A 25975-nucleotide genomic window follows, 5' to 3' on the forward strand; every position below is an offset into this window, starting at 1 on the left:
CCTTTAAAAGGGCGTCCGGATCTAAAAGGAGACCTATTTCTGGATTTTGGTTTTAACATGCTCACCAATAATAATGCGGCTGAAATGAACAGGCGGTTCTTTCCTTCCAAGACAGCCAATATCTACTTCCAACGCCCGATCAATTTGGGCGAAAAGTCTGGTTTCACGTTAAACCCAGGTATCGGATTTGGGCTGGACAAGTTGGCTTTTAAAGATGATATGATGCTGGTCAATGATCCCGATAAAGGAGCCAACTCCAGTAAACTGGTAGAGGTGGAAGATGTATATGGCGAAGGCATTTCGGTAGACAAGAACACTACAGCCCTTAACTATATTGATATACCTATTGAATTCCGCTATCACTTTAATAGGAGTGACTACCAGCAAGGTTTCAGAATTGCCCTTGGAGGAAAAGTAGGTATGCTCTACGAAGCACATACTAAAGTTAAATACACAGATGCCAATGGGTTAACACAGAAGGTAAAAACTTCAGGGGATTTTGGACTAAACAAATTCCGCTATGGCGTATATACCAGGGTAGGACTGGGTGGATTTAATCTTTGGGCTTATTATGGATTAAACGAAGTATTCAAAACAGGTCAAGGGCCTTTTGAAACAGAGGCCAAACAATTCAATTTTGGAATGTCGGTAGCCCTGTTTTAAGTAAACCCAACTCCATAAAAAAAGCCTTCACTTTGCAGTGAAGGCTTTTTTTATTACTCAAATCGAGGTTTTCTTTTTTCCAAAAATGCAACCACCCCCTCTCTAAAATCGCGGTGCCTTCCTGCTTTTTCCTGATATTCTGCTTCCATTTCCACAACGGCCTCTAAGGACATCCCATCGGCCCTATTGAGCATTTCTTTGATCATTCCCACTGCATTGGCGGAGGCATTTACGTAAACTTCTATATATTGCGCCACCACTTCATCCAGGGTGGTATGCTCTACCGCTTTATTGACCAAACCTAGTTTTTCCGCCTCCTCTGCAAACACTTTTCTACCGGTGGTTGCCAGCTCAAAAGCCAAAGGGTACCCTACCCTTTTCGGCAGAAAGTAAGTAGAGCCAGCGTCCATCACTAGCCCGATGTGGGCAAATATCTCGGCCAAATAAGTATCTTTAGAAGCAATTATTACATCGGCAGCTAACGCCAAAGAGCACCCTGCTCCAGCCGCTACACCATTGAGTTTACAAATAATAGGCTTGGATAGGCGTCGCATTAGTAAAATCAGCGGATTGTAGTAATCCCTGATGATTTCTTTAAATGGAATATTATCCAAATCATTCCCTACAGCCTTCAAGTCCTGTCCACTGCAAAAAGCCTTTCCTGCACCAGTTAAAACAATGCACCTGATGTCGCTGGTTTCCCCCGCTTGGCCAAAAGCAACTTTAAGCTCTTCCAGCACTCCCCTATTAAGTGCATTATAGACTTCCGGTCTATTAATTGCTATCTCCACCCAATTTGCGTGAAGTGTGTAAGTGATATATTTATAGGCCATTTCTGATCATAATAGAAAGTAGTAAAACGCCACAAAGCACGTGATAAAACCGAGCCCAAATCCAGCTGCCAGCTCTGCAGGTTTATGTGCGTCCAAATACAACCTACATGAAGCCACTACGCCACATAACAGCACGGTACCGATTACAGGGTATAACAATGTCCCTCCGGGGAATTTCCAACTCATCACCACCAAAATGGCCAAGAAGCCTGACAGGCCTGTCAAATGCGCACTGACTTTCCAAAAAAAAGTCACTACGGTCAATAAAATAATGGTACCTGTCATGGCAATCATGCTAAATACGATCAACTCATCGTAGTTTAGTCTGGCATAAAAGAAATAGGTGACCACTACATAAAATATGCTCACCATCCCGAAAGGCAGGAAACGCTCCCTTTTGTTTGCCATATGAATACTTGGAATGGTATCCATATACCTCAGCCCAAACACGCTCAGCATAGGAATCAACAAAGTGGTCACCAGAACCATCAGCAACAGTGATCCCTTAATTTCATCCGGCACGTTGGTGGCATTTGGAACCAGGTAAAGGATCACGGCAAACACCATTGAAGGGACCACCAATGGCTGAAACACAATAGAAAGGAGAAGTGCTAGTTTCCTGTACACTATAATTCTTTTCTTAGTCTGGCCACTGGAATCTGTAGCTGTTCTCTATACTTTGCTACGGTTCTCCTGGCAATATTATACCCTTTTTCGTTCAATAGTTTTACTAGCTTATCATCGGAAAGTGGCTTACGCTTCTCTTCATTATCCACCAATTTCTGCAGAACGCTCTTCACTTCTCTGTTACTTACATCCTCCCCTCCTTCTGTAGAAATCCCTTCTGAGAAAAAGTACTTAAGCGGAAACACACCAAACTCGGTTTGGATCGCCTTGCTGTTGGCCACCCTGGAAACAGTAGAAATATCCATATCGATTCGCTCAGCAATATCCTTTAGAATCATAGGCCTGAGCTTCGTCTCATCGCCCTCCTCAAAAAACTCTTCCTGGTAATCCAAAATCGCATGCATGGTCTTTAACAAGGTCTGTTGTCGTTGCTTAATGGCATCGATGAACCACTTGGCGGCATCCAGCTTTTGTTTCACAAAGCTGACCGTATCCTTCAATTTCTTATCCTTCTTATCACTTTTTTCATACGCCTCAAACATTTCTGAATACGACCTGCTCACCCGGAGCTCTGGTGCATTTCTGGAATTCAGGGTAATTTCCGGTTTTCCATTTACCATATTGAGCAGAAAATCGGGAATAATATACTGTGTCCTCATAAGCCCATCGGACCCTCCCCCTGGCTTAGGGTTCAGGCGGGTAATCATCTGAATGACTTCTTTGAGATCCTCTTCGGTAAGATTACACTTCTTTAGGATTTTATCGTAGTGCTTTTTGGTAAACTCATCAAAACAATCATTGACCACCCGGATGGCTTTTTGGACTACCTCATCCTCTTGGTGCTCTTTTCGCTCCAGCTGAATAATCAAACATTCCTGTAGGCTTCTGGCTGCTATTCCGGCCGGATCAAAGTTTTGGACCTTTCTCAACACTTCTTCCACCTCATCCAAGTCCGTCTCCACATTTTGGCTAAAGGCCAGGTCATTGATAATGGCCTCCAGGCCCCTTCGGATATAACCGTCACTTTCTATACTCCCAATCAATTGCTTTCCAATGAGCTTTTGGCGCTCATCCAATCTCAAGAAACTGAGCTGGGAGAGCAATTGCTCATGAAGGGAAGTCCCACTGGACAGTGGCATTTCACGCTCTTCCTCATCTGGGGAATAGTTTCCATCTCCCTGCATTTTATATCCACCATAGTCATCCGATAGATAATCGTCCAAGTTGATATCTTTATCATCCTTATTACCTTCTTCAAAATTATCCGCCAACACCTCCTCTTGTGTATCTTCGCCCTCTTCTTTTCCCTCCTCAAGTGCCGGATTGATCTCCAGCTCCTCTTCCACCCTAGCTTCGAGTTCGGCGGTAGGTACTTGCAATAATTTTATGAACTGAATCTGTTGTGGACTCAGTTTTTGGGAAAGTACCTGACTTAAATTTAGCTTTTGCATATATCGCTTACTACTTATCTCTATTTTAAAAACATTCCTTGCTAACCAATTTACAAGCAAGGCCCTTTTCTTGTATTCAAATTTAGGAAATTACAGCAAAATTTTGACAAAAAGGTGATTATATCGTTTTTTTGCATTCCATTTTAAAACATTGATTAGCTTTAAAACTTGAAAACAACGTATTAAAGTTTCAAACCTTCAATTCCTATGGCATTCAACAAACGATCAAAGATAAAATTATTGCTCGAAAGCAGCAAAACAGGTGAAAAAACCACCATCATGGGCTGGGTACGTACCAAAAGGGGAAATAAACACGTCTCCTTCATTGCTGTCAATGATGGCTCTACCATCAGCAACTATCAGGTCGTTGCAGATCCGAATGTCATCAGCGAGGATATCCTAAAGCGCATCACTACCGGTGCCTGTATCAAAGTAACCGGAGAAGTGGTTGCCTCCCAAGGGGCTGGTCAGGATTCAGAATTAATTGCAAAGCAAATAGAAATATTGGGAGAGGCAGACGCTGAAAAATATCCCCTCCAACCCAAAAAGCACTCGATGGAATTCTTACGTGAAAACGCCCATCTTAGATTGCGTACCAATACATTTGGAGCAGTATTCCGAGTGCGCCATGCGCTGGCATTTGCAGTACACCAATATTTTAATGATAAAGGATTTTTCTACATCCATACCCCTATCATCACGGCATCGGATGCCGAAGGAGCTGGGGAGACATTTAGGGTAACAACATTGGACATGAAAAACCCTCCAATGACAGGTGATGGGGCAATAGACTATACCCAGGATTTCTTTGAAAGAGAAACCAACCTTACCGTCTCTGGACAGCTTGAAGGAGAACTTGCCGCCATGGCTTTGGCAGAAATATATACTTTCGGGCCTACCTTCAGGGCTGAAAATTCCAACACCACCCGTCACTTGGCCGAATTTTGGATGATCGAACCTGAAATGGCTTTTTACGATGCAGAGGACAATCAAGACCTGGCAGAGGATTTTCTGAAGTACATTATCTCCTATGCAATGGAACATTGCAAAACAGACTTGGAATTCCTCGATAAAAGGGCTGCTGATGAAAATGCCAATAAGCCTACCAATGAAAGGACTGAGCTAGGCTTATTGGAGCGCCTTAGGTTTGTGGCAGATCATGATTTTGAACGTATTACCTATACAGAAGCCATTGATATTCTCAGAAATTCGAAGCCAAACAAAAAGAAAAAATTCAATTATCTTATTGAAGAATGGGGCGCCGACCTGCAATCTGAACATGAGCGATTCTTGGTAGAAAAGCATTTCAAAAAGCCCGTCATCCTTACTGACTACCCTAAAGACATCAAAGCTTTCTATATGAAACAAAACGATGACGGAAAAACTGTCGCAGCGATGGACATTTTATTCCCAGGCATTGGTGAGATCGTTGGTGGTTCACAGCGTGAAGAAAACATGGAAAAGCTTACCACCCGAATGGATGAGATGGGAATCAGTCAAGAAGAGTTGTACTGGTATCTGGATACGAGAAGATTTGGGGCCACACCACATTCCGGATTTGGACTTGGGTTTGAGCGAATGGTACAGTTCGTTACCGGCATGGGCAATATCCGTGATGTCATCGCCTTCCCAAGGACACCTGGAAATGCAGCGTTCTAACGCCAAACTCCACTTATGAAAATCAAAAAAACTGGCCAGCGTATGAAAATACGTTGGCCAGTTTTTTAATCCACACCCAATGTCACATAACTCTTGGGAATCGCTTTAATAATGTCGGTGGCTATTGTGCCTCGCTTTTTGTCTACAGAAGCTATCTCCCCGGCCAATCCATGCTGGTACACTCCACAAAGCACAGCATTCTTCACCCCATATCCCTGTCCCAAAAAAGAAGTGATCATCCCTGTCAAAACGTCTCCTGCTCCACCAGTGGCCATGTGCTTATTTCCTGTTGAATTAAAGTACTGCGTGCCATCCGGAAAGGATATACAGGTATGTGCCCCCTTTAAAACCAACACACAACCATGTGCCTTGGAAAACTCCAGTGCTTTTTCCAAGCGCTGCTTATGGTTCTCGCAAATTCCTACTAACCGTTCAAACTCTTTAATATGCGGTGTGAGAACATCTTCCCGGCCAAGGTATTGCTGAATTCCTTTATTCCGCGCAAGTATATTTATAGCGTCGGCGTCTATTACTTTTGGTCCCTTAAAAGTCATTAAAAAGTCCAAAAGAAAGTCTTCTGCCTCAGCTGTAGTTCCCATTCCAGGGCCAATTCCCACGGCATCAAACCGCTCAAGTCCTTCTTTCACATAGGGTAGACTCAAGTATTTTTCGGAACTGGAAGAGAACACCTGAATTTCAGGTAAACTGGCTTGGAGGATATCCACGCCACAAGAGGGAACCAGGCAAGTGGCCAATCCACTACCTGTTCGAAGAGATGCCTCGGCTGCCATTCTGATGGCCCCCATGGAGCCATAACTTCCCCCCACCAACAGTACCCTGCCAAAATCGCCTTTATGAGCAAACCTGCTGAAATTCAAATGCCGGCTTACGACATCCTTTCGCTGCAAATAGTACCTGTTTTGGGAAAATTGACGCATAAACTTATTTCCGATCCCTATATTAGCCACATGGAGAATCCCCACGAAAGCAGCATGTTCTGGAAACATTAAGGAAAACTTAGGGTATTGGAAAGTTACCGTAACATCAGCTTTAAAGGCCTCTCCTTCCAGGCACTCATCAGAGGGAAGCCCTGTGGGGATATCCACTGCCACCCTGTTGACATTAGGAAGGGCATTAAGCTTGATAACCATGTTTAAAAAATCTCCGGCCAACGGCCTGTTCACACCGATTCCCAGCATGGCATCAACGACCACATTAAGATCAAATTCCATATGGGCTATATCGTCGCTGCTCATGGAAATGGCCGGTAACTTATCGGGTAATAGCTCTCTGTTCAGCCTACAGTCGGCAGAAACTTTTGCATCACCCCCCACCAGAAAAATGATTACATCATATCCCTTTCTCCATAACAAGCGCCCAATGGCCAAACCGTCACCGCCATTATTGCCATGCCCACAAAAAATCCCCACTTTGTCATTGCGATGATATTCACCTTCAAACCAATCACAGAAAGCTTGGGCGGCATTTTCCATTAATCGGTGCGAGGTAATGCCCTTTTCAGCAATAAAATCCGTATCTAGTTTCTTAACGGCAGCACCGGAGATTATTTCTAACATCTTCGTTACATTAAGCTTTTACCAATTTATACCCCGGGAAGGTCACCCTTAACAAGAATAACATACCAATGATAAAAAAAACACCAAGAACAAGGGAACTATCCCTCATACTTCCAGTAAATTTTTCTATGATTCCATATGAAAATGTTCCAAACACAATGGCCATCTTTTCTGTTACATCATAAAAGCTAAAATAAGATGCGTTATCACCTGTATTTTCTGGTATTAGCTTTGAGTATGATGACCGTGATATAGCTTGTATACCTCCCATGACCAGTCCTACTACAAAAGCCAGACCATAAAACTCATATTCGCTCGTTACAAAATAGGCTGACATACAGATGCCGATCCAAATCAGCACCATGCTCATCAGAGAGATTTTATTCCCTCTATTTTTGGCAATCCACCCAAACAGAAAACTCCCTAAAATAGCCACGACTTGAATAATCAATATGGTGAGAATCAATTTATCTCCCTCCAATCCAAGCTCCTTATCACCAAATGAAGCAGCCATGTACATCACGGTCTGAACCCCCATGCTATAAAATAAAAAAGCCAATAAAAACTGCTTGAGATCACCTCGATCGGTAAGCTCTCCATAGACTTTCTTGATCTCACTATAACCAGACCAAAACAAAGATTGATTGGTAATGCGATTAGTCCTTTCCGTACTTTTGGGCAAATACCTGAAAGGAATCCCTGCAAAACCTAACCACCAAACACCTGTAATCAGAAACGACCAACGGGCAGCTGATCCACCATCACTTAACAGAAACCATTCCGGTTTCTGAATCATAACAAGATTGATGATAAGTAAAATGACACTTCCTATATACCCTAATGCAAAACCACGCGCACTGAGGATATCATATTCCTCAAAATCACTTATTTCAGGTAAAAACGCATTATAGAAAACGATACTTCCTGCATATCCTATGCTGGCCAATACACTGAAGATAATCCCCAGTTCCAAATTACTACCGTCAAAAAAGAACAACCCCATGCAGGACAAAGAACCAATGGTTGCAAAGATTTTCATAAATAACAGTTTCTTACCACCATAATCTGCCATTCCTGATAAGAGAGGTGACAGCGATGCGATAACCAAAAAAGAAAATGAAATGGACCAGGAATACAAAACTGTATTTACCACGTGAAACCCAAAAAATGTCACCACATCTCCTTTTCCGTGAGAGGCGGTGACATTGTTAAAATATACCGGGAATATCGTAGAAGTGATCACCAAGCTATACACCGAGTTTGCCCAATCATACATGGCCCAAGCAAACTGCACTTTCTTCTTTTGTGCACCCATTTGTTTACAAAAACATCGTTAAACTAAAAAAGCTATTCGCAGTCGCGAATAGCTTTCATAATGAAATTAGTTATTTTATTATTCTTCATTCAGTTTCCCAACGGAAGCGTACAGGATTTTTCTTGCATCTGCTTCTCTCAGTTCTAGCTGAATGTCGGCCACAGGTCCCATTTTCACGTCTCTGTCAGCCTTTAGGGAAATATAAATCTGGTCTCTTTCTGCTTCTGACAGCTTATCTTTCTCTTGGTTTACCCACTGAATGATATCTTTAGTGGTGATCAAAGCATCGTTAGCTTGTATCCTAGGCTCGGTACCATAGACACTTGGGTTTTTAGGCTTTCCCAAAAACAGATAGGAAATCAAAGACTTCTTCTCCAATTTTTGAAGCTGCGTTGCTTGTGGCAATTTCTGCTCTACCAATAGCTCTTGCTCTCTCAATACAGTAGTCACCATGAAGAAGAATAGGAGCATAAAGATGATATCTGGCAATGCAGAAGTCGGAATATTCTCTTCAGTTTTCGTCTTTTTCTTAAACTTAGCCATAATTATTCTCCTCCTTTATCTGGTTCTGCAATTGAAATCGCCATTGGAAGGTTTTCCTTACCCCTGTCCATAAGCTCTTTCTCAGCAGCAGTTCTACTGGACAGTGCCCGGTATTCATCTGCTGTAAGGCCTACTCTTTCGGCATAGATTTCATAATACGCTTTCTTCACTTTATCAAGCACCTCTAAATAAAGATCATAGCTTGTACCACGGTTTGTCTTGATAGAAACTACAGCTTCATTAGGATGGTCAGATGAATTGGGATCCTGACCTGCCTGTGCCTTTAAAGACGGTGGCAAGCTATTGAAAAGATCCACATTCTCTTGATCAGGATCACCAAAATTGAGGATAAATTCTTTTATTTCCTTATCCAAACCATCCGTATTGTCCCGGAAATCTTCCTCCACCAATAATTGGTCATTTGAGTTGATCAATATCTTAAAGATATTCCGCTCATTTTTATCAACCTCAGGCGGTGGCTGATTCGGGTCAATTTTAGGAGGTAGTACGTTGGTAATACCCTTGTCAGAAGCAATTGTCGTTGTCACAAGAAAGAAGATAAGTAGCAAGAAGGCGATATCCGCCATGGACCCTGCATTTACCTCCTGACTCATTCGGCTTTTCTTTCTTGGCATACTAGATTACTTTATAAGTTTATTAAGTTCCGTTGCCACAATTCCTACAAGAGATAGTAAGAATAGTGCATAAGTAGTAAATAGAATACCACCTACTGCCTTTGAGCTTGAAGCGGTGATGTTAAAAGGATCCACCGTATATTTTGGGGCTACTTCATCGCTCGCAAGAGAGTAAGCAATGAAGAACAGTACGGCAACACCGATCACACCAATACCTATCTTAAGCAAACTTTTAGGATTATCTAATGACTTTACCAAGGGCATAAGAATCGCTGCTAGCGCGCCCAGGCCAATCAGAAGATACCCTACATATAACATTATATCGTAAGAATCCATATTGTTAAGTTCTTTGGTTGATTGTAATTAATTAATCAATTTTTTAAAGCAACTAGGGACCTATTATTTGGTCAGTTTGTGCTTTACAAGGATATCAACCAACGTAATGGAAGCATCCTCCATATCGTTTACCAAAGAGTCGATCTTCGCTACACAATAGTTATAGAAAAGTTGAAGGATAATCGCAACGATCAAACCAGCAACCGTAGTCAAAAGGGCGATTTTAATACCACCTGCTACGAGGGAAGGAGAGATATCACCGGCAGCCTCAATGGAGTCGAATGCACCGATCATACCAATTACCGTACCCATGAAACCAAGCATTGGAGCCAAGGAGATGAATAGTGAAATCCATACCAAGCCTTTTTCCAAACGGCCCATTTCTACAGATCCATAGGCAATGATTGACTTCTCTACCATTTCGATACCTTCTGAGTATCTCATCAGGCCTTGTGTAAAGATAGAAGCTACTGGTCCTTTAGTGCTCTTCGTCACGTCTTTAGCAGCTTCGATACCGCCTTGGTCAAGTGCATCTTCCACTTTGGCAAGAAGTTTTTTGGTGTTTGTAGTAGCCAGGTTAAGTGTGATGATTCTTTCCAATGCTACAGCAAGACCCAAAATCAAACAAATCAATACTGGAGTCATGAAAGTAGGATCACCTTCGATGAACTTGTCTTTGATAATTTGGTGGAATGGTTGCTCTTCAACTACAACTTCATCATCTGTAACTACAGGAGCTGGGGCTGGCGCAGCAGCTTCTTCCTCCATCATTTCAGTAGTGTCTCCTGCAGAAGCTTCTTCTGAGGTGTCTTGTGCTTTTGTAATAACCGGAGAAATAAGCAGTCCGGTAAGCATGAACAAAGCGATTAACTTTTTCATAATTTAGTTTTTAATAGACTTTAAATAAAGGTTAAACGGTTTCTAACTTTAATATTGAGCTTTTAAAGATATAATTTTTTCAATTCAAATGACAAGGGATGATGTTATAATTTTTTCTCGCCTCGCCTTTTTAACAAATGTTCTTACAATGTAACCATCTTTTTATGAACTAAAAAAGCTTTACTTAATAAGAATAATGAAGGGTTCTGTAATTATGAAGTGGAGTAGCTGAATGAAAGAACTTTTTGAGTTTGCCAAAATGGGTGAAGCAGAAAATCAAAATGATTGCTTGTCAGGTGGTTTCATGCCACCTATGCCTTACGGCAAAATTTTTAAAATCTCCCGATGGTCGATTTCAAACCCGAGGGATCTCATCCCTTCCTTTTTACGGAGACTGGATGTTGAACCCTTTATGTTTTCCAATCGTCATTGGCAGAATTATGCTGCAGAGAGGAAGGGATTACTCGTACCCGCCTGGCATGCCGCACTTGCCTCTCGTGAATCTCCCTATGGTCGATTTTAAACCCGAGGGATCTCATCCCTTCCTTTTTACAGAGACTGGATGTTGACCCCTTTATGTTTTCCAATCGTCATTGGCAGAATTATGCTGCAGAGAGGAAGGGATTACTCGTACCCGCCTGGCATGCCGCACTTGCCTCTCGTGAATCTCCCTATGGTCGATTTCAAACCCGAGGGATCTCATCCCTTCCTTTTTACAGAGACTGGATGTTGAACCCTTTATGTTTTCCAATCGTCATTGGCAGAATTATGCTGCAGAGAGGAAGGGATTCGAACCCTCGATACCCTTTAGGGGTATACACGCTTTCCAGGCGTGCTCCTTCGACCGCTCGGACACCTCTCTGTGTTTTTTTGGCCTCAATTGAGGCGACAAATAAATGGATAAAATTTAGTTCCTGCAAGGAAAATGGTGCTTTATTTGTCCTAATTCACTCCACTTCGATGGCACTTCATCGCATTTCCAAACTACACCTCTGAAAATCAAAAGATTGCCCTTTTTAAATATTTTTGATTTTTTAGGCCTTTATTCTTAAAAATAAAGGCAAAGCTTTACTTACTGGTAAGGGACATCTCTCCTGCAAGTGGCGTAATCAGCTTCCTTCTGATTTCATCCTCATCAGTTTCATTGGCCAGTAAAAACATCATCTTACAAATGGCCGCCTCTGAAGTGATGTCCCCTCCACTGAGCACTCCCAGCCGTTTCAGTTCCTTACTGGTTTCGTACCTGCCTTGGATTACCCGACCTCCATTGCACTGGGATACATTCAAAATGATAATCCCTCTCTCCACAGCCTTGCGGACAGTTTCTATGAACCACGGTTCTGTCGGACTGTTTCCAGAGCCATAGGTTTCCAAAACGACTCCTCTCAGTCCCTTAATGCTAAAACAGCTATCGATTACCTCTGCTGTGATCCCAGGAAACAACTTCAGGATCATCACCCGCTTGTCCAGTTTGTTAAGGTATTTTAGCTGTACGCCTTCTTTGTATGGTTTTATGGCAGCGTAATTATAATCGATCACAATTCCTGACTCGGCCAGCGGCGGATAATTTTCCGACTCGAATGCATCAAAATGAACACTCTGCATTTTCTTTGCCCGATTCCCCCTGAGCAGCATGTGGTTAAAGAAAATACACACCTCAGGAACAATCGGTTTGCCATTTGCCTGGCTGACAGCAATCTCCAGGGAAGTCATCAGGTTTTCGCGAGCATCGGACCGCATCGCACTAATGGGCAACTGCGCCCCAGTAAAAATCACCGGTTTGCTCAGTCCTTTAAGCATAAAACTCAGCATCGACGCAGAGTATGCCATGGTATCGGTACCGTGCAGCACCACAAAACCATCATAGGTGTCGTAATTCTCATATATAATATAGGCCATATCCACCCAATGCTGCATGTTGACATTGGAACTGTCGATGGGTTCTGGAAATGAAATCACCGTAATGGCTATATTTAGATTGCCAAGATTAGGGATTTTTTCCATTATTTGGCCAAAGTTAAAGGGAACCAAAGCTCCCGATTCGTCATAGGCCATCCCCAAGGTGCCCCCTGTATAGATGATCAGTACAGATGACTTTATCTCACTTTTTGCTGCCGTATTTAACCTTACGATTTTATAGTTCATCCTTTCCCCCAGTTAAAAACCTTATTGGCGTTTGAATTCGTAATTTCTGACACCTTCTCCATGGTAGAAGCTGTTAGATCCCCCACTCGCTCCGCTATAATCGGGATGTACTCAGGAGTGTTTCTCTTCCCCCTATGAGGGACAGGGGCCAAATAGGGCCCATCGGTTTCCAACACTAAATGATCCAGGCCAATTTCAGGCAGTACTTTATCCAGTCCTCCGTTCTTGAAGGTAGAAACACCTCCTATGCCCAGCAAAAAACCCATTTCGATAATTTCCTTGGCCTGCTCCACCGATCCACTAAAACAATGAAATATCCCCGTGAGATGTTCATCATTCATCTGGCCAATAATCGCAATGGTCTCATCAATGGATTCGCGACAATGCAGCACTATTGGAAGTTGCTTCTTCTTTGCCCAATCCACTTGGATCTTCAGGGCTTCCTTTTGGATTTCAAAGCTTCCCTTATCCCAATACAAATCCGTACCGATCTCTCCAATAGCCACAAAAGACCGCTTGGACAGCCAATCCTCCATCACATACAGCTGCTTTTCGAAATCCTTGTCCACATCACAGGGGTGCAGCCCCATCATTGGTATGCACATTCCCGGATAACGCTCCTCAGCTTCCAACATGGCATCAATCGATTCCACATCTACATTGGGCATGTAAATTCTATTTACTCCATTTGCCTTGCACCGCTCGATAACTTCATCACGGTCACTATCGTACTTTTTGGAATATATATGGGCGTGGGTATCAATAAACTGCATTAGTATTTTCTCTCTTTCCAATTAATTTTCGAAGGCCAAAAATAACACACTATTGTTGACCATGAAATTACTAGATAATAAACTTCAAAAATAAACAATTCCCATAAAGGAATATAAATATCTACTTTTTTTGCCAATCCCCTGACAAAAATCACCTGAAACACCAACTTACACATCCATAGGCCCGCCCCTAACAACGGAGCGTAAAATAATATACTTATCACCATTGGAAAAAAAAGCACCTGAAATACCAGCAATGCTTGCCAATACCAGGGCAAACTCCGCGCCCCTTTCATCCAGCGCTTTCGCTGTTCCAGTAAGCTTACCAGCCCAGTTTCTGATTTGGTCAGCAATTGGCTCTCTTTACTATATTGAAAAACGGGATAAAAACCTGCTGTTTTCATGGCTTTACCCATCATAAAATCTTCCGTTACCGAAAATGGCAGCCCTTCAAAACCTCCAACCCTTCTGTACGCTTTATGGTTGATCAGCATATTATTTCCCACTGCTGTCAGTAGGTTGCCCAAATCGGAGGAGACCTTTATCATGCCCAAAGTAAGCCACCAGTCCTGGCCTTGAAGCTTCCCAAACAGCCCTACCCTGCGTACGCTCGTGAGCCCAACTACCAATCCCGCTCTGGGGCTAAATGCCTTCACCATGGCTTGTACCCACTGTGGATTCACTTCACAATCCGCATCCGTAAAGAGGAGGAATTCTCCCGACGCCTCATGGGCCATCTGGGCCAAAGCATTCGCTTTTCCATTTAGATGGGGATATTTCCCTGCGATTTCCACTTTTAAACGATTTGGTGATTCCCCCACCCATTCATTCAGGATCCTTCCAGTCTGATCATCGCTATGGTCATCAGCCACGATCACTTGCAGTTTTTCCTCTGGATAATCCAATCCGGAAAGACCTTTCAAGCAGACAGGCAACACGTTCTCTTCATTTCTGGCCGGAACCAGAATGCTCACAGTAGGCAAATCCTCCTTTGTCAGCGGCGACTGATCATAACTTTTAAACCGACGATAAAAGAAATATACCAGCAAAAGATCCTGCACCAGCAATGCCGCTACGACCATCAATGCCCCCCAAAGTATCATAACAGTGCCGCCTGAAATCCACTTTCCTGAATAAACCTCAAATATGCCGGCAACACTTCCCTGATAACCGCTGCTGTCTTCTGCTGATCATGAAACAATATAATCGCCCCGTTTTGGGTATGCCTTTTTGTTTTTAAAAGGCACGTTTTGGGTGGTTGGTTTTGATCAAAATCTCCCGAAAGCACATCCCACATCACCACCTCAAAATCCTTACTTAAAAAAGTAGCCTGCTTTCCTTTTATCCTTCCATAGGGTGGACGAAATAACGAAGGGCGGATTTTGGTCACTTCATAAATAGTATCGCTGCATTTAGCGATATTATCAAAATACCGGGCATCTTCCGTCTTGGAGCCATTCAGGTGGTTATACGTATGGTTACCTATTTGGTGCCCCTCCTCGACGATCCTTTTGGCCAGATCAGGATGCTTCCGCACATTATCCCCTACACAGAAAAACGTTGCCTTAACATGGTGCTTCCCCAGCTCATCCAGCACAAAATCCGTAACTCCTGGCACAGGTCCATCATCAAAGGTCAGGTAAATGTAATGGTCTTGACGGCTCCTGTTCCAAGTGAGTTTTGGGAAAAGCCATTTTACTATTTTAGGCACATGATGAACGACCATATTGACCTTATTTAAACCGCATGCTCAACAGTGTGATATCATCCCTTCGTGGCTCCCCTCCTGCGAATTCATTCCACTCCTTAAAAAAATCCTCGTGGAATTGCTCTGGTTCCACACACATATTCCTATGAACGAAATCCAAAAACCGCTCATCGCCATATTCTACGTTTTGCGGATCAAAGACCTCTGTTAGTCCATCTGTAAACAAATGAATGGTGAAATCGCTTAGGCCATAACGCTTCCCCACTTCCAAAAACGGCAACTCAGGAAATGCCCCTAGAATCGTCGTTCCTGCATCCAACACTTCGCTCTTCCCTTCCTTTTCCCGACAAAGTACAGGAGGATTGTGGCCGGCATTGATATACCTGAGGGTTTGTGTCTTATAGTTATAATGCCCCAAGAAGAAGGTAATAAACCGTTCTCCATTGGTATTTTCGAAAATCGTGAAATTCAGCTGATCCGTTATCATCTTTAGATCAGAAGAACTCCTCAGCAATGTCCTTAAGGCAGCTTGGAAATTGGACATCAGCAGTGCTGCGGGCATTCCCTTTCCTGAAACATCGGCTATACAGAAAAAAACCTCATTGTCAGATTTCTTGATCAGGTCATAATAATCCCCCCCCACTGTGCTATGTGGAAAATATGTCACCTTCGCTCTTAAACGATCGGTTTCAGGAAGGGTCGCAGGAAAAAGCATCCGCTGTACATTACTGGCAATTTCCACTTCCTTTTTCAGCCTTTCCTGCTCCAGTTGTCTTCTGGCAAAGCGCTTGTTCTCCAGTGCCACCACCAGAATATTGGTCAGGGCCTGGGTGAAATCCAAATCAAGATCTTTTTCACTATCCTTGGTCTTCAGCAGTAAAATAGCCAGCATTTTATCCTTATGGTAAACGGGCACATAAATATCCAGTTCGGTAAAGGAATACTCTGGAGGCATCACCAAATTAAGCTTACCGATTTCTCGGTTATCATCGACGTCACCATATGGTATCAACGGGGGCAAATTCTGCTTCACCCCATGCTTTACACGCTCCTCAAAGCCCGTCTGATTGGCCACATACAATACCAAGGCTTTGATATTCAAATGCACCAAACAGGTGAACTTAAATATATTGAGCAACACAGATTCGTCCTTATTCTCGTTGATCGCCTGGGTGATCTCGAGCAGTGCCTTTAGCTCTAATTCTTTTCGTTGGTATTTGAGGGTTTCTGCAGTCAAGGTTTTATGATTTACAAGGTATTATGCTCCATCAGTCCCTTTTTGGTGGCCAGGTAATAGTAAGACTTTCCATTTTCCAAGATCTCAGCATCTCGGAAAATCTCTTCATCAGGCTCAGAAAGACACTTGATCAATCCCTTATTGTATAGCCCTTGCAAGGTAGTCAAAAGCTCCTCATCATCCCAGTTGAGTACTTCTTTTAAATAGGTAAACGGCTGCACAAAATACAGCTCATCCATCATTTCGTATTCTTCTTCAGACATCGTGCTGGTCTTTTCGATTTGGTCAAATGATCTTTTATCATCACTTTCTCCCTTTCCAGCTGGTTTTCACAAAGAAAGAAAGAAACGCCACCGCTACTACATAAATAGGATGGCAAATACTCGCCACTATAAAGTACCCTATAGATGGTTTTATTTCATAGGTCTTGAGCACCCTACCGAGTACAAAATATTCAAATATAAGTTTTAAAAACCAGTATAAGGCAAACATCCCCACACCTGTTGGCCCTGCCAAGATTAGCAGCACGCTACAGATACTGGCAAAAGACAGCACAGCACTCAGCATGGCTCCTCCTGCATTTTGCCAAAACTGGTGCTTATTCCACTTGCTGGCCCATCTTGCTCGCTGCGCGAGAAATCTTCTAGGGCTACTGGCAGGGTTGGTTTTGACCAATACATTGCTTTCAGGCAAATAGCGGATAGCCTGAGGACCAAATCGCTGGTATACCTTTTCCAATAAAAAGGAATCGTCTCCGGAAAGATTTCCATGGTTTCCCTGATATCCCTTCACATGGTAAAACACCTCCTTACGATACCCCATATTTGCTGCACTGCACATAATGGGCTTTTTGATACTAAAAAAGAAATTGGTCATCAACAAGATTCCCGCCCAATCGATCTGCTGGAAATGGTCAAAAATCCGGTTACCGCCTTTGGTCATTATAGGTCCGGCCACCATCTGCACGGAAGGGTCATCAAATGCCATTAGCATATTCTGCACCCAATCTGCTGAAAGGGCACAATCCGCATCGGTAGTCAGGATGATATTGGCATTGGCCATGACCACTCCCTGCTCAAGGGCGGCCTTCTTCCCCCGTCCTTGATTGGAAATCAATTTAAAATTATGCTTCTTTTCGGTCGATATCCATTCTTCCACCAGCTTTTCCCCTCCGTCTTCACTATGATCGTCGATAAGGATAATTTGCAAATTGGGATAGCTTAGATTGGCCAAGTTGCCTAGCAACTTATCAATATTTTCCCTCTCGTTTCGAAAAGGCACCAGCAGGGTCACGGGATAATCCACGCCTCCCTGTACAGGCTCCTTGGTAGCTTTTATCCGTTTCCATTTTGACGACAACACCACCAACGCGAGCAGGTATACCACTAAGGCCGCAAATAATAAAATTGGCAAAAGGTTCATGTCGATGGAAGGATTTCTAGTACATTGCACTAATGAGCAAAATAGCGAAAAAGGAGGTAAAAGAGCAAATCATTTTGGGAATAGATCCAGGCACGAACGTCATGGGCTATGGCTTGGTACTGGTGAGAGGCAACAAGTATGAACCGCTCCAGTTTGGTGTAATCCATCTGAAAAAATATGGCTCCCATGAATTAAAGCTCAAAAAGATCTTCGAAAGGGTAACCGGCATCATCGATGAATTTTTACCGGACAAGGTTGCTCTGGAGGCTCCGTTTTATGGCCAAAACGTCCAATCCATGCTCAAATTGGGGCGCGCTCAGGGAGTAGCCATGGCGGCAGCTTTGGCCAGAGATATCCCCATCGCTGAATATTCTCCAAAAAAAGTCAAACAGTCCGTCACTGGCAATGGAAACGCCTCCAAAGAACAGGTGGCCGAGATGCTCAAAACCCTGCTCCATATCGACGTTCCCAAACTCTTGGATGCTACCGATGCCTTAGCCGTAGCCCTTTGTCATCATTTTCATGATGGGCGCCTACAGACGCGCGGCCGCTCAGCAGGCTGGAAATCCTTTCTCGACGAAAACCCCGGTAGAATTAAATAAAAGCCAATGTCGCAGAAGTCATGAGTCATGAAGTAATGCCTGGCTTGGCCCATCGTATCGACCAATCCATAGTTGGCACACACTTCTTCCGAACCGCCAGGCCTCTGCGACCTTAGCACTCACATTTATTTTGAATCCCCGGAAAAATGCACCCAGCCTTGCGCTTTCAGCTCCACAGCAGTTTCACTCTTGGTCACCATAAACTTCCCGCTTTCCTCATTGGTGATGTGACCAATGAAGTGGATATCCGGATGTTTTTCCAGCTTTGAAAAATCTTTTTGGTCAATAGTGAAAATCAGCTCATAATCTTCACCTCCATTTAGCACACAGGTGATTGGATCCATATTGAATTCTACGGCAGTATCGTAGGTTTGCTTGTCTATGGGCAGCTTGTCCTCATAGATAGTCACACCGACTTTAGATTGCTTACAGATATGAAAAAGCTCTGAAGCCAGCCCATCGGAAACATCCATCATGGAAGTAGGCACCACACCGAGATCCCGTAACTCATGGATGATATCCATCCTTGCATCCGGCTTCAGTTGCCTCCCCGTTACCAAGGTATATTTCTCCAACTGCGGTTGCATATTAGGATTGGCCATAAAGACTTCTTTTTCGCGTTCCAAGACCTGCAAGCCCATCAAAGCTCCTCCCAGATCACCGGTCACACAGACGATATCGTTCTCCCTGGCACCTGAGCGGTACACCTCTTTGCCTTTTTCCACTTCGCCAATAGCCGTAATCGAAATCACCAACCCTGATCGGCTCGAGGTCGTGTCACCACCGATCACATCAAGGTCATAGTGCTCCGCGGCGGCATTGATCCCAGCATAAAGTGCTTCTACCGCCTCCACCGCAAACCGGTTGCTGAGGGCGATGCTCACGGTAATCTGCCTTGGAATCGCATTCATCGCCGCAATGTCCGAAACATTCACGGCTACTGCCTTGAATCCCAAATGGTGCAAGGGCGCATAGGAAAGGTCAAAATGAACGCCTTCCAGTAATAAGTCGGTGGTCACTACCTTGACCTTATCGCCTGCATCCAGCACAGCAGCATCGTCACCAATACCTTTTAGGGTATCTCGATGGCGAATTTTTACTTTTTCATTGAGCCGATCGATCAGCCCAAACTCTCCTATTTCACCTATTTCCGTTCTCTTCTCGCTCATAAACTATTGTTTCAAATCTATTTTGTACTCGTGTCTTTATTCTCATGTCTCAATACTCATATCTTGCTACTTGATACTCGACCCTCCTCCCATATCTTGACACAACTCCACCAATACCCCATTGGTACTTCGGGGATGCAAAAATACAACTAATTTATGATCTGCCCCCCTTTTTGGAATATCATTGAGCAATTCGAAGCCCTCTTTCTTCAGCCTATCCATCTCTGCGTAAATATCGTCCACCGCAAAAGCCACATGATGGATTCCCTCTGACCTTTTATCGATAAATTTGGCGATTGCACTGTCTTCCGAAGCAGCTTCCAGCAATTCTATCTTGACATCTCCAATTTGGAAAAACGAGGTCACCACGGCTTCTCCTTCCACTTTTTCTACCTTATAGGCTTCCTGACCAAACAACCTGGAAAACAATTCATTGGATTTTCCCAGGTCTTTTACCGCTATTCCCAAATGTTCGATTTTTCTCATGGCCGAATTTTGTGTATTTTTGTATCAGGAATTATTTCTAAGGTAAGTATGTTTCCTAAATAATAATTCTCAGTTTATTAATTTTTGCCCAATATGGCCGCAAGAACCTAAAGATTTTCTTTATAATCTAAGTTTCTTATGGCATTGGAGAGCAAAAAAGCGTTAAAAATAAAAACACTATAGCAATATGATCATCGTTTCAGACCAAGCAAAAGAGCGGATTAAAGAATTGAGACAGGAAGAGGGCCGAACGGAAAATGAAAACATCCGGGTATCTGTCAAGGGCGGTGGCTGCTCAGGACTTATGTACGACCTGGGCTTTGATGAAAGCATCACAGACAGCGATCAGGTATTTGAGGACCAGGGCGTCAAAATCGTCGTGGACAAAAAAAGCCTGCTCTACCTGGCTGGCACCACCTTGGAATTTTCTGACGGCCTCAATGGCAAAGGCTTTCAGTTCGTCAATCCCAACGCCTCCAGAACCTGCGGCTGCGGGGAAAGCTTTTCGATTTAGTTTCTGGTGTAATTTAAGTCATAAGCTATATTAAGGCTTTGATATTTTAAGTAAAAGACCGGTTTTGTCCGGTCTTTCTTAGTTTAAACCCAGATTAACCATAAAGAATCGTAGTAGCCTGTCCTCCCGAAGGGTTTCAGCAGGACAGGCTGACAAATGTCGGGAAGAGCTGAAAGTACCATAAATTTAATTCCACCGACTCTTCGCTCTTGGGCAGAAAGAAAAACAATACACCGCATTGCCCCAATGACAAATACTTTTTCTTTGATTTAGGTATAAGCAGCCTTGCTTTTTCCCCAGCCCATTCGCTATGTTAACTGGCTTTTATTACCTTTGCCAAAACTGAAATTAAACCCAGATATATGGAAAATACGATTAAAAAAGTCGCGCTAAACGACAAGCACATTGAATTGGGCGGAAAAATGGTGCCATTTGCAGGATATAATATGCCGGTACGCTATTCTTCCGATAAAGAAGAGCATAACACCGTCCGCAATGGCGTTGGGGTATTTGATGTTTCCCACATGGGCGAATTTATGGTCACTGGTCCCCATGCCCTGTCCCTGATCCAAAAAGTCTCTTCCAATGATGCTGCCAAACTGGTTATTGGCCAGGCGCAATACTCCTGTCTCCCCAACGAAGCAGGAGGAATCGTAGATGACCTGCTCGTGTACAAAATGGATGAAGAAAAGTACCTGCTCGTGGTCAATGCTTCCAATATCAAAAAAGACTGGGACTGGATCAACAAACACAATGACATGGGGGCGGAGTTGGAAAACATTTCTGATGACATGTCCCTATTTGCTGTACAAGGCCCAAAGGCAGTGGAAACACTCCAGAAAATAACCCCCGTAAACTTAGATGAGGTGAAATTTTATCACTTTACCGTTGGTGAATTTGCGGGCAAAAAAGACGTCATTATCTCTGGCACAGGTTATACAGGCGCTGGCGGATTTGAGATTTATGTCAAAAATGATGATGCACTGGAAGTATGGAATGCCATCTTCGAAGCTGGTGCCGCTGCTGATATAAAACCCATAGGATTGGGTGCACGGGACACCTTGCGGATGGAAATGGGCTACTGTCTTTATGGCAATGACATCAACGACACCACTTCTCCACTGGAAGCTGGCCTTGGCTGGATCACCAAGTTCACCAAGGACTTCATCAACAGCGAAAACCTGAAAAAGCAAAAAGAAGAAGGTGTCAGCAAAAAACTGGTAGGCTTTAAGTTTAAGGACAAAGGCATCCCAAGAACCCACTATCCGATTGTCAATGAATCAGGAAGACAAATTGGAGAAGTGACCTCCGGCACCATGTCTCCGAGCATGAGTATCGGCATTGGCCTTGGCTATGTGGAAAAAGAATACGCCAAACCGGGTACTGAAATTGCTATTACTGTTAGAAACAAAAACTTGGCTGCTGTAGTAGAAAAGCTCCCGCTGCTAAAGAAATAAAGTATAAATCAAACCAAGGCTGTTTCAAAATATGAAATACGTCCCCGAATGCTTTCGGGAAAGACTATCACGAACGAAGCGAAGTGATGTTGACGTGCCTTCATGGCGCGTAGAAAGGGATTGTTTCTCTTGGCTATCGCTACGATCGCAATGACGTTGACTTTTGAGACAGCCTCTTCTTCCTAAAATGAACAAAATCGAAGTCTGTCTAAGCCCAGAGCTGATCCACCTCCATGACCTGAAGGGAAAAATCGTGGTAGTTGTGGATATTTTTCGTGCCACCTCCACCATGGTCACCGGACTGGCCAACAAGGTAACATCCATTACGCCTGTCGCTGGACTGGAAGCATGTCGGGACATGAAAGACATCGGTTACATCATCGCCGGTGAACGCAATGGCCAAACGGCACAAGGCTTCGAATTGGGAAACTCTCCACTCAGCTATCTTAACAATGCCTTTGAAGGCAAAAAAATAGCCGTTACCACCACAAATGGCACCCTCACCATCGAAAAGTCCAAAAAAGATGCTTCGGAAGTGCTGATTGGCGCCTTTCTAAACCTTAGGGCCACGGCAGAATACCTTACGCGGCAAGGCAAGGATGTTGTGGTACATTGTGCTGGCTGGAAAGGTATGTTTAACCTCGAAGATTCATTGTATGCCGGTGCCTTAGTAAGTGTGTTGGCAGACCACTTTGACTTTGATTGTGATGGAGCCATCGCCATGAAGGCACTTTACGAACAGCATAAGAAAGACCTTAAAAGCTTCCTTGGCCAAGCCTCCCATGCCAAACGCCTCCAAAACCATAATATCGAAGCAGACATTGATTTTTGTCTGACCCTGGATAAGTTTGACTTTATCGGCAAGCTCCAGGGGGAGGAACTTGTGAAGGTAGACTTGCAGGTTGTATAAAGCCGAAGGGCTAAAATACAAAGGAAAAGCTCCCCCCATTATTGGGAATTCCAGGCTATATCAGAAAATGGTATTGGCACAAACCAGGAATACCATGAACGCTGGGTATTTGGGGAGACTGTAAATCAAGGACAGTTAATTTTACTAGGCTTTCGAATCAATCTATCTGCAGCGCTACATCGTGTTTTTCCGCATATGGAATAGCGAGATCATACAACGCGTCAAACCGTCTGGCCATTTCAACATCGTGAGCATCAAACACCCCCTGAATCGCCCTGTCTATCTCTTCTGATGGGCGGTTTTCATCCATCATCTTGGCAATCACTGGATATTCACTTTCAAAAATCGTCTTTCCATATTTCAGCACCTCCAGTGAAGCCGCCAACATCTCTCTCGTCTCGCTGCCTACTGCAAACCCCTTTACACGATCGTAGGACTCCTGTATCCTATCAAAAAGGTATTCTTCCATGTACTCTTCTACAGAGACCTTTTTGTACCCTCCATCTTTGTACACCTTTATGCGGTCCTGCTCTTTCAGCTGTTTTAGCTCTAAGAAATACTGCTCCGAATATCCTGTTGAAACGATATTGGTATGTGTCACAGCCACCTCCACCGATTTACGGGGTGATGGACTGCACGACTGGAACAATAAAAAAACACCTAAAAAAATGATTGATATACTGCTCTTTTTCATTACTTGCCTCAATGTAAATCCAATTTTTCGGTTTATTCGGAGCAAATAACATCTTTCATGTGACATTGGCAAATGAATATCCCACTTTTGCCATCGGCCTCCTGCCCTGTCCTTGGTTCGGAACACGGCTAATCTTACATCCCAATTTGAAATATTATATTTTCAGAAATGACCTTCTGATATCTTGCTGTAAATCCCTGATTAGTGTTGACCCGATTAATTATTAGATTTCATTGTCAAACATCGTCATAACTGGTCTTTCCTGGACGGAAGTTTTGACCAATTCCTTTCAAACCTTCCCAAACTTTTGCCCATTATTTGGTGATGACGGGGGCTGTGTCCAGGCAGGGGGACTCAATGTTTCTTAGCACCGTGGCAGAGACCTGGTACAACCGTGTCTTAGCGTTGTCCCGCCGTCTCTGACGCGGGACAACAAATACTGAGTCTCCCGACTCAACCTTATATTTTTAATATCTGCATTTCTACTTTGCTCTTTTCCCCGATCTTCCCCCCACCTAACCTCCCCGCTGCGGCGGGGAGGAACAAACATGCTACTTGATACTAAATACTAGTTACTTGCTCCGTGCTACTTTTCAATTTACCTTTGTGCCCCATGGAAAAGCACCACCAATTTATCCAGGCCAAATTGGCCCAAGCCACCACTTCCAATCGGCTGAGGACGCTAAAAACGCCTCCAAAGGATAATATTGACTTCTTTTCCAATGACTACTTGGGTTATGCCACCAAAGGTCTTTTGGCGCAACATACTTCCCTACCCACTCCGTCACATTGGTCGGGGGCCACTGGCTCCAGGCTGATCAGTGGCAACCATCCAGAAATGGAGCAACTGGAAAGAGACGTTGCCCAATTGCTGGACAGTCCTTCTGCATTGCTGTACAATTCAGGTTATATGGCCAATACAGGATTGCTCTCCGCGTTGGGAGAAAAGGACAGCGTGTTCATTTTTGATGAGCATGTCCATGCCAGCATCAAGGAAGGCATGCGGCTTGGCTTTGGCCAGAAAGCAGCTTTCCAGCACAATGACCTTGAAGACTTAGAGAAGAAATTGACCTTCCATTGTAAACAGGACAAAAGGTTATTTGTGCTTACAGAAGGGCTCTTTTCCATGCATGGTGATGTACCTGACGTAGCCCAAATGCTTAGGATTTGCGAAAAATATAACGCTGCACTGATCATCGATGATGCACATTCCTTAGGCACATTAGGGGATGAAAACAAAGGTATTTCCTACCGATTTGCACAACACCCTAATCTCTGGGCGCGGGTAATTACTTTTGGCAAAGCTGCCGGTGCCCATGGCGCAATGGTCTTGGGCACGGAAAGCCTTCGGAATTTCCTGATCAATTTTAGTAGGGCTTTTATCTACACCACAGCTCCTTCAAGAGATCAAGTAAATAGCATCCGCGCAGCACTGGATTTGTTCGATTCCAAGACAAATTTCCCGGCTCTGAAAAACGCCGTCACCACCTACCTGGAATTGACCGGAACGCTTACATCCCAATTTTCCAATAACCAAAGTCCCATACAATACTGGCTATGCAGTGATGTGCCACTACTAAAAGAAAAAGTGACCCAATTGCAAAAATCAGGCATCAATTGCTACCCTATTCTTTCGCCCACCGTAAAAACAGGAGAGGAAAGGATAAGGATCGTATTGCATGCATTCAATACAAAAGAAGAGATTTCTAAATTGATCAATATACTCAATGCATAAAATAAAGGATAAGGTTTTTATAACTGGCATTGGTACGGGTATCGGAAAGACCGTCTGTGCAGCAGCACTCTGCAAAACCTTTGGCCATGCGTATTGGAAACCGGTTCAGTGCGGTGATCTGGAGCAATCAGACGCCATGTTTGTAAAACGACACAGCCCACAAACGGAGGTACTACCGGAAGCCTACCGCCTCAAAACACCCCAATCCCCACACTTGGCAGCCGAATTGGAAAACACCACGATCCAATTGACCAAGCAACTGATCCCGGACCATCCAAAATGCTGTATCGAAGGAGCAGGCGGACTGATGGTTCCACTGAATGATGAAGAGACTTTTTTAGATTTTCTCATATCAAGTCGCTTTCATCCAGTGATCGTCATTCGCCATTATCTTGGGAGCATAAACCACAGCCTTCTTACGTTGCAGGCACTAATGGAAGCAGGGATAACGGATTTCACCATCATTTGGAACGGGCCAGAAAACACCTCATCCGAAAGTGCCATCCTTAAGCGTTTTACCCCTACTGCACAATTTCGGATGCCCGAATGGAAAAATCGGCAAAGAGGGCTTCCTTTATTAAATCCATTGGACTAACAACTTAAAT

The 25975-nt window shown here is 43.7% G+C and carries 28 protein-coding genes and 1 tRNA gene (1 of these 29 cut by a window edge); 9 read left to right on the forward strand and 20 right to left on the reverse strand.

Translation table 11 applies throughout. The annotated features are described in order from the left end of the window. Positions 1-663: the 3' portion of a porin family protein gene (locus FKX85_RS00325; protein WP_141612848.1), read on the forward strand. It extends 78 nt beyond the left edge of the window; 663 of the gene's 741 nt are visible here — the last part of the coding sequence; its start codon lies beyond the left edge, outside the window; the stop codon is at positions 661-663. A gap of 53 nt (positions 664-716) precedes the next feature. Here FKX85_RS00325 and FKX85_RS00330 read toward each other — a convergent pair whose 3' ends face one another. From FKX85_RS00330 to rpoN, 3 genes are read right to left on the reverse strand one after another with little or no spacing between them, the layout of a single operon-like run. Continuing rightward, complete coding sequence (locus FKX85_RS00330) at positions 717-1496, reverse strand: enoyl-CoA hydratase/isomerase family protein (RefSeq protein ID WP_141612849.1); 780 nt, start codon at positions 1494-1496, stop codon at positions 717-719. 6 nt (positions 1497-1502) lie between these two features. Then, positions 1503-2123 carry a PA-phosphatase gene (locus FKX85_RS00335; RefSeq protein ID WP_141612850.1) on the reverse strand — a complete coding sequence of 207 codons (621 nt, stop codon included), beginning with the start codon at positions 2121-2123 and terminating at the stop codon, positions 1503-1505. Further along, entirely contained in the window at positions 2123-3574 is a 1452-nt protein-coding gene (gene rpoN, locus FKX85_RS00340) for an RNA polymerase factor sigma-54 (protein WP_141612851.1), read from the reverse strand. The genes FKX85_RS00335 and rpoN overlap by 1 nt, the downstream gene beginning before the upstream one ends. A gap of 207 nt (positions 3575-3781) precedes the next feature. On the opposite strand from rpoN, the gene asnS reads away from it, so the two are divergent. After that, positions 3782-5233, forward strand: a complete 1452-nt coding sequence (gene asnS, locus FKX85_RS00345; RefSeq protein WP_141612852.1) for an asparagine--tRNA ligase — start codon at positions 3782-3784, stop codon at positions 5231-5233. A 65-nt stretch (positions 5234-5298) separates the two neighbouring features. On the opposite strand, the gene FKX85_RS00350 is transcribed toward asnS, so the two are convergent. From FKX85_RS00350 to FKX85_RS00375, 6 genes are all read right to left on the reverse strand, one after another. Beyond that, on the reverse strand, positions 5299-6810 hold the full coding sequence (locus tag FKX85_RS00350; protein WP_141612853.1) for an NAD(P)H-hydrate dehydratase: 1512 nt from the start codon (positions 6808-6810) through the stop codon (positions 5299-5301). A 10-nt stretch (positions 6811-6820) separates the two neighbouring features. Then, positions 6821-8125 (reverse strand): MFS transporter, encoded by a 1305-nt coding sequence (locus FKX85_RS00355; protein WP_141612854.1) that lies wholly within the window; start codon positions 8123-8125, stop codon positions 6821-6823. Positions 8126-8203: 78 nt separating this feature from the next. Then, positions 8204-8668, reverse strand: coding sequence for an ExbD/TolR family protein (locus tag FKX85_RS00360; RefSeq protein WP_141612855.1), 465 nt, complete (start codon positions 8666-8668; stop codon positions 8204-8206). A gap of 2 nt (positions 8669-8670) precedes the next feature. Beyond that, on the reverse strand, positions 8671-9303 hold the full coding sequence (locus FKX85_RS00365; protein ID WP_141612856.1) for an ExbD/TolR family protein: 633 nt from the start codon (positions 9301-9303) through the stop codon (positions 8671-8673). A gap of 6 nt (positions 9304-9309) precedes the next feature. Further along, positions 9310-9639, reverse strand: a complete 330-nt coding sequence (locus FKX85_RS00370; protein ID WP_141612857.1) for a hypothetical protein — start codon at positions 9637-9639, stop codon at positions 9310-9312. Positions 9640-9702: 63 nt separating this feature from the next. Next, positions 9703-10518 carry a MotA/TolQ/ExbB proton channel family protein gene (locus FKX85_RS00375; RefSeq protein WP_141612858.1) on the reverse strand — a complete coding sequence of 272 codons (816 nt, stop codon included), beginning with the start codon at positions 10516-10518 and terminating at the stop codon, positions 9703-9705. Between the two features lie 232 nt (positions 10519-10750). Here FKX85_RS00375 and FKX85_RS00380 point away from each other — a divergent pair, with 232 nt between their 5' ends. Then, complete coding sequence (locus FKX85_RS00380) at positions 10751-11041, forward strand: hypothetical protein (protein ID WP_141612859.1); 291 nt, start codon at positions 10751-10753, stop codon at positions 11039-11041. 251 nt (positions 11042-11292) lie between these two features. On the opposite strand, the gene FKX85_RS00385 is transcribed toward FKX85_RS00380, so the two are convergent. From FKX85_RS00385 to FKX85_RS00420, 8 genes are all read right to left on the reverse strand, one after another. Next, positions 11293-11380 (reverse strand) — tRNA-Ser (locus tag FKX85_RS00385). Between the two features lie 206 nt (positions 11381-11586). Then, positions 11587-12663, reverse strand: a complete 1077-nt coding sequence (locus FKX85_RS00390; RefSeq protein WP_141612860.1) for an asparaginase — start codon at positions 12661-12663, stop codon at positions 11587-11589. Next, positions 12660-13436 carry a TatD family hydrolase gene (locus FKX85_RS00395; protein ID WP_141612861.1) on the reverse strand — a complete coding sequence of 259 codons (777 nt, stop codon included), beginning with the start codon at positions 13434-13436 and terminating at the stop codon, positions 12660-12662. The genes FKX85_RS00390 and FKX85_RS00395 overlap by 4 nt, the downstream gene beginning before the upstream one ends. After that, positions 13436-14539, reverse strand: coding sequence for a glycosyltransferase (locus tag FKX85_RS00400; RefSeq protein ID WP_141612862.1), 1104 nt, complete (start codon positions 14537-14539; stop codon positions 13436-13438). The genes FKX85_RS00395 and FKX85_RS00400 overlap by 1 nt, the downstream gene beginning before the upstream one ends. Beyond that, the gene (locus tag FKX85_RS00405) at positions 14536-15162 is read right to left on the reverse strand and encodes a polysaccharide deacetylase family protein (RefSeq protein WP_141612863.1); all 627 of its coding nucleotides are present in this window, start codon (positions 15160-15162) and stop codon (positions 14536-14538) included. Before FKX85_RS00405 ends, FKX85_RS00400 begins: the two co-directional genes overlap by 4 nt. Positions 15163-15169: 7 nt before the next feature. Beyond that, on the reverse strand, positions 15170-16381 hold the full coding sequence (locus tag FKX85_RS00410; protein WP_141612864.1) for a PP2C family protein-serine/threonine phosphatase: 1212 nt from the start codon (positions 16379-16381) through the stop codon (positions 15170-15172). A gap of 11 nt (positions 16382-16392) precedes the next feature. Next, positions 16393-16644, reverse strand: a complete 252-nt coding sequence (locus FKX85_RS00415; RefSeq protein ID WP_141612865.1) for a hypothetical protein — start codon at positions 16642-16644, stop codon at positions 16393-16395. 40 nt (positions 16645-16684) lie between these two features. Next, entirely contained in the window at positions 16685-17803 is a 1119-nt protein-coding gene (locus FKX85_RS00420; protein WP_141612866.1) for a glycosyltransferase, read from the reverse strand. 32 nt (positions 17804-17835) lie between these two features. Between FKX85_RS00420 and ruvC the strand changes: the two genes are divergently transcribed. Beyond that, positions 17836-18405 (forward strand): crossover junction endodeoxyribonuclease RuvC, encoded by a 570-nt coding sequence (gene ruvC / locus FKX85_RS00425; RefSeq protein ID WP_141612867.1) that lies wholly within the window; start codon positions 17836-17838, stop codon positions 18403-18405. Positions 18406-18530: 125 nt separating this feature from the next. On the opposite strand, the gene thiL is transcribed toward ruvC, so the two are convergent. Both thiL and mce read right to left on the reverse strand, forming a co-directional pair. After that, the gene (gene thiL, locus FKX85_RS00430; protein WP_141612868.1) at positions 18531-19574 is read right to left on the reverse strand and encodes a thiamine-phosphate kinase; all 1044 of its coding nucleotides are present in this window, start codon (positions 19572-19574) and stop codon (positions 18531-18533) included. Between the two features lie 66 nt (positions 19575-19640). Continuing rightward, positions 19641-20060: a methylmalonyl-CoA epimerase gene (gene mce / locus FKX85_RS00435; RefSeq protein WP_141612869.1), complete on the reverse strand. Its 420-nt coding sequence runs from the start codon at positions 20058-20060 to the stop codon at positions 19641-19643. A 187-nt stretch (positions 20061-20247) separates the two neighbouring features. On the opposite strand from mce, the gene FKX85_RS00440 reads away from it, so the two are divergent. From FKX85_RS00440 to FKX85_RS00450, 3 genes are all read left to right on the forward strand, one after another. Beyond that, on the forward strand, positions 20248-20574 hold the full coding sequence (locus FKX85_RS00440; protein ID WP_141612870.1) for a HesB/IscA family protein: 327 nt from the start codon (positions 20248-20250) through the stop codon (positions 20572-20574). 362 nt (positions 20575-20936) lie between these two features. Then, positions 20937-22031: a glycine cleavage system aminomethyltransferase GcvT gene (gene gcvT / locus FKX85_RS00445; protein WP_141612871.1), complete on the forward strand. Its 1095-nt coding sequence runs from the start codon at positions 20937-20939 to the stop codon at positions 22029-22031. A 187-nt stretch (positions 22032-22218) separates the two neighbouring features. Continuing rightward, positions 22219-22941, forward strand: coding sequence for a 2-phosphosulfolactate phosphatase (locus tag FKX85_RS00450; protein ID WP_141612872.1), 723 nt, complete (start codon positions 22219-22221; stop codon positions 22939-22941). Between the two features lie 157 nt (positions 22942-23098). Here the strand turns inward: FKX85_RS00450 and FKX85_RS00455 are convergent, their stop codons facing one another. Further along, positions 23099-23635, reverse strand: a complete 537-nt coding sequence (locus tag FKX85_RS00455; protein ID WP_141612873.1) for a hypothetical protein — start codon at positions 23633-23635, stop codon at positions 23099-23101. Positions 23636-24248: 613 nt separating this feature from the next. Here FKX85_RS00455 and FKX85_RS00460 point away from each other — a divergent pair. Together FKX85_RS00460 and bioD are read left to right on the forward strand one after the other, a co-directional pair. Then, positions 24249-25370 (forward strand): aminotransferase class I/II-fold pyridoxal phosphate-dependent enzyme, encoded by a 1122-nt coding sequence (locus tag FKX85_RS00460; RefSeq protein WP_141612874.1) that lies wholly within the window; start codon positions 24249-24251, stop codon positions 25368-25370. After that, on the forward strand, positions 25363-25965 hold the full coding sequence (gene bioD / locus FKX85_RS00465) for a dethiobiotin synthase (RefSeq protein ID WP_141612875.1): 603 nt from the start codon (positions 25363-25365) through the stop codon (positions 25963-25965). The genes FKX85_RS00460 and bioD overlap by 8 nt, the downstream gene beginning before the upstream one ends. The last annotated feature ends 10 nt before the right edge of the window (positions 25966-25975 follow it).

Origin of the sequence: Echinicola soli, assembly GCF_006575665.1 — a bacterium.
Taxonomy (GTDB): domain Bacteria; phylum Bacteroidota; class Bacteroidia; order Cytophagales; family Cyclobacteriaceae; genus Echinicola; species Echinicola soli.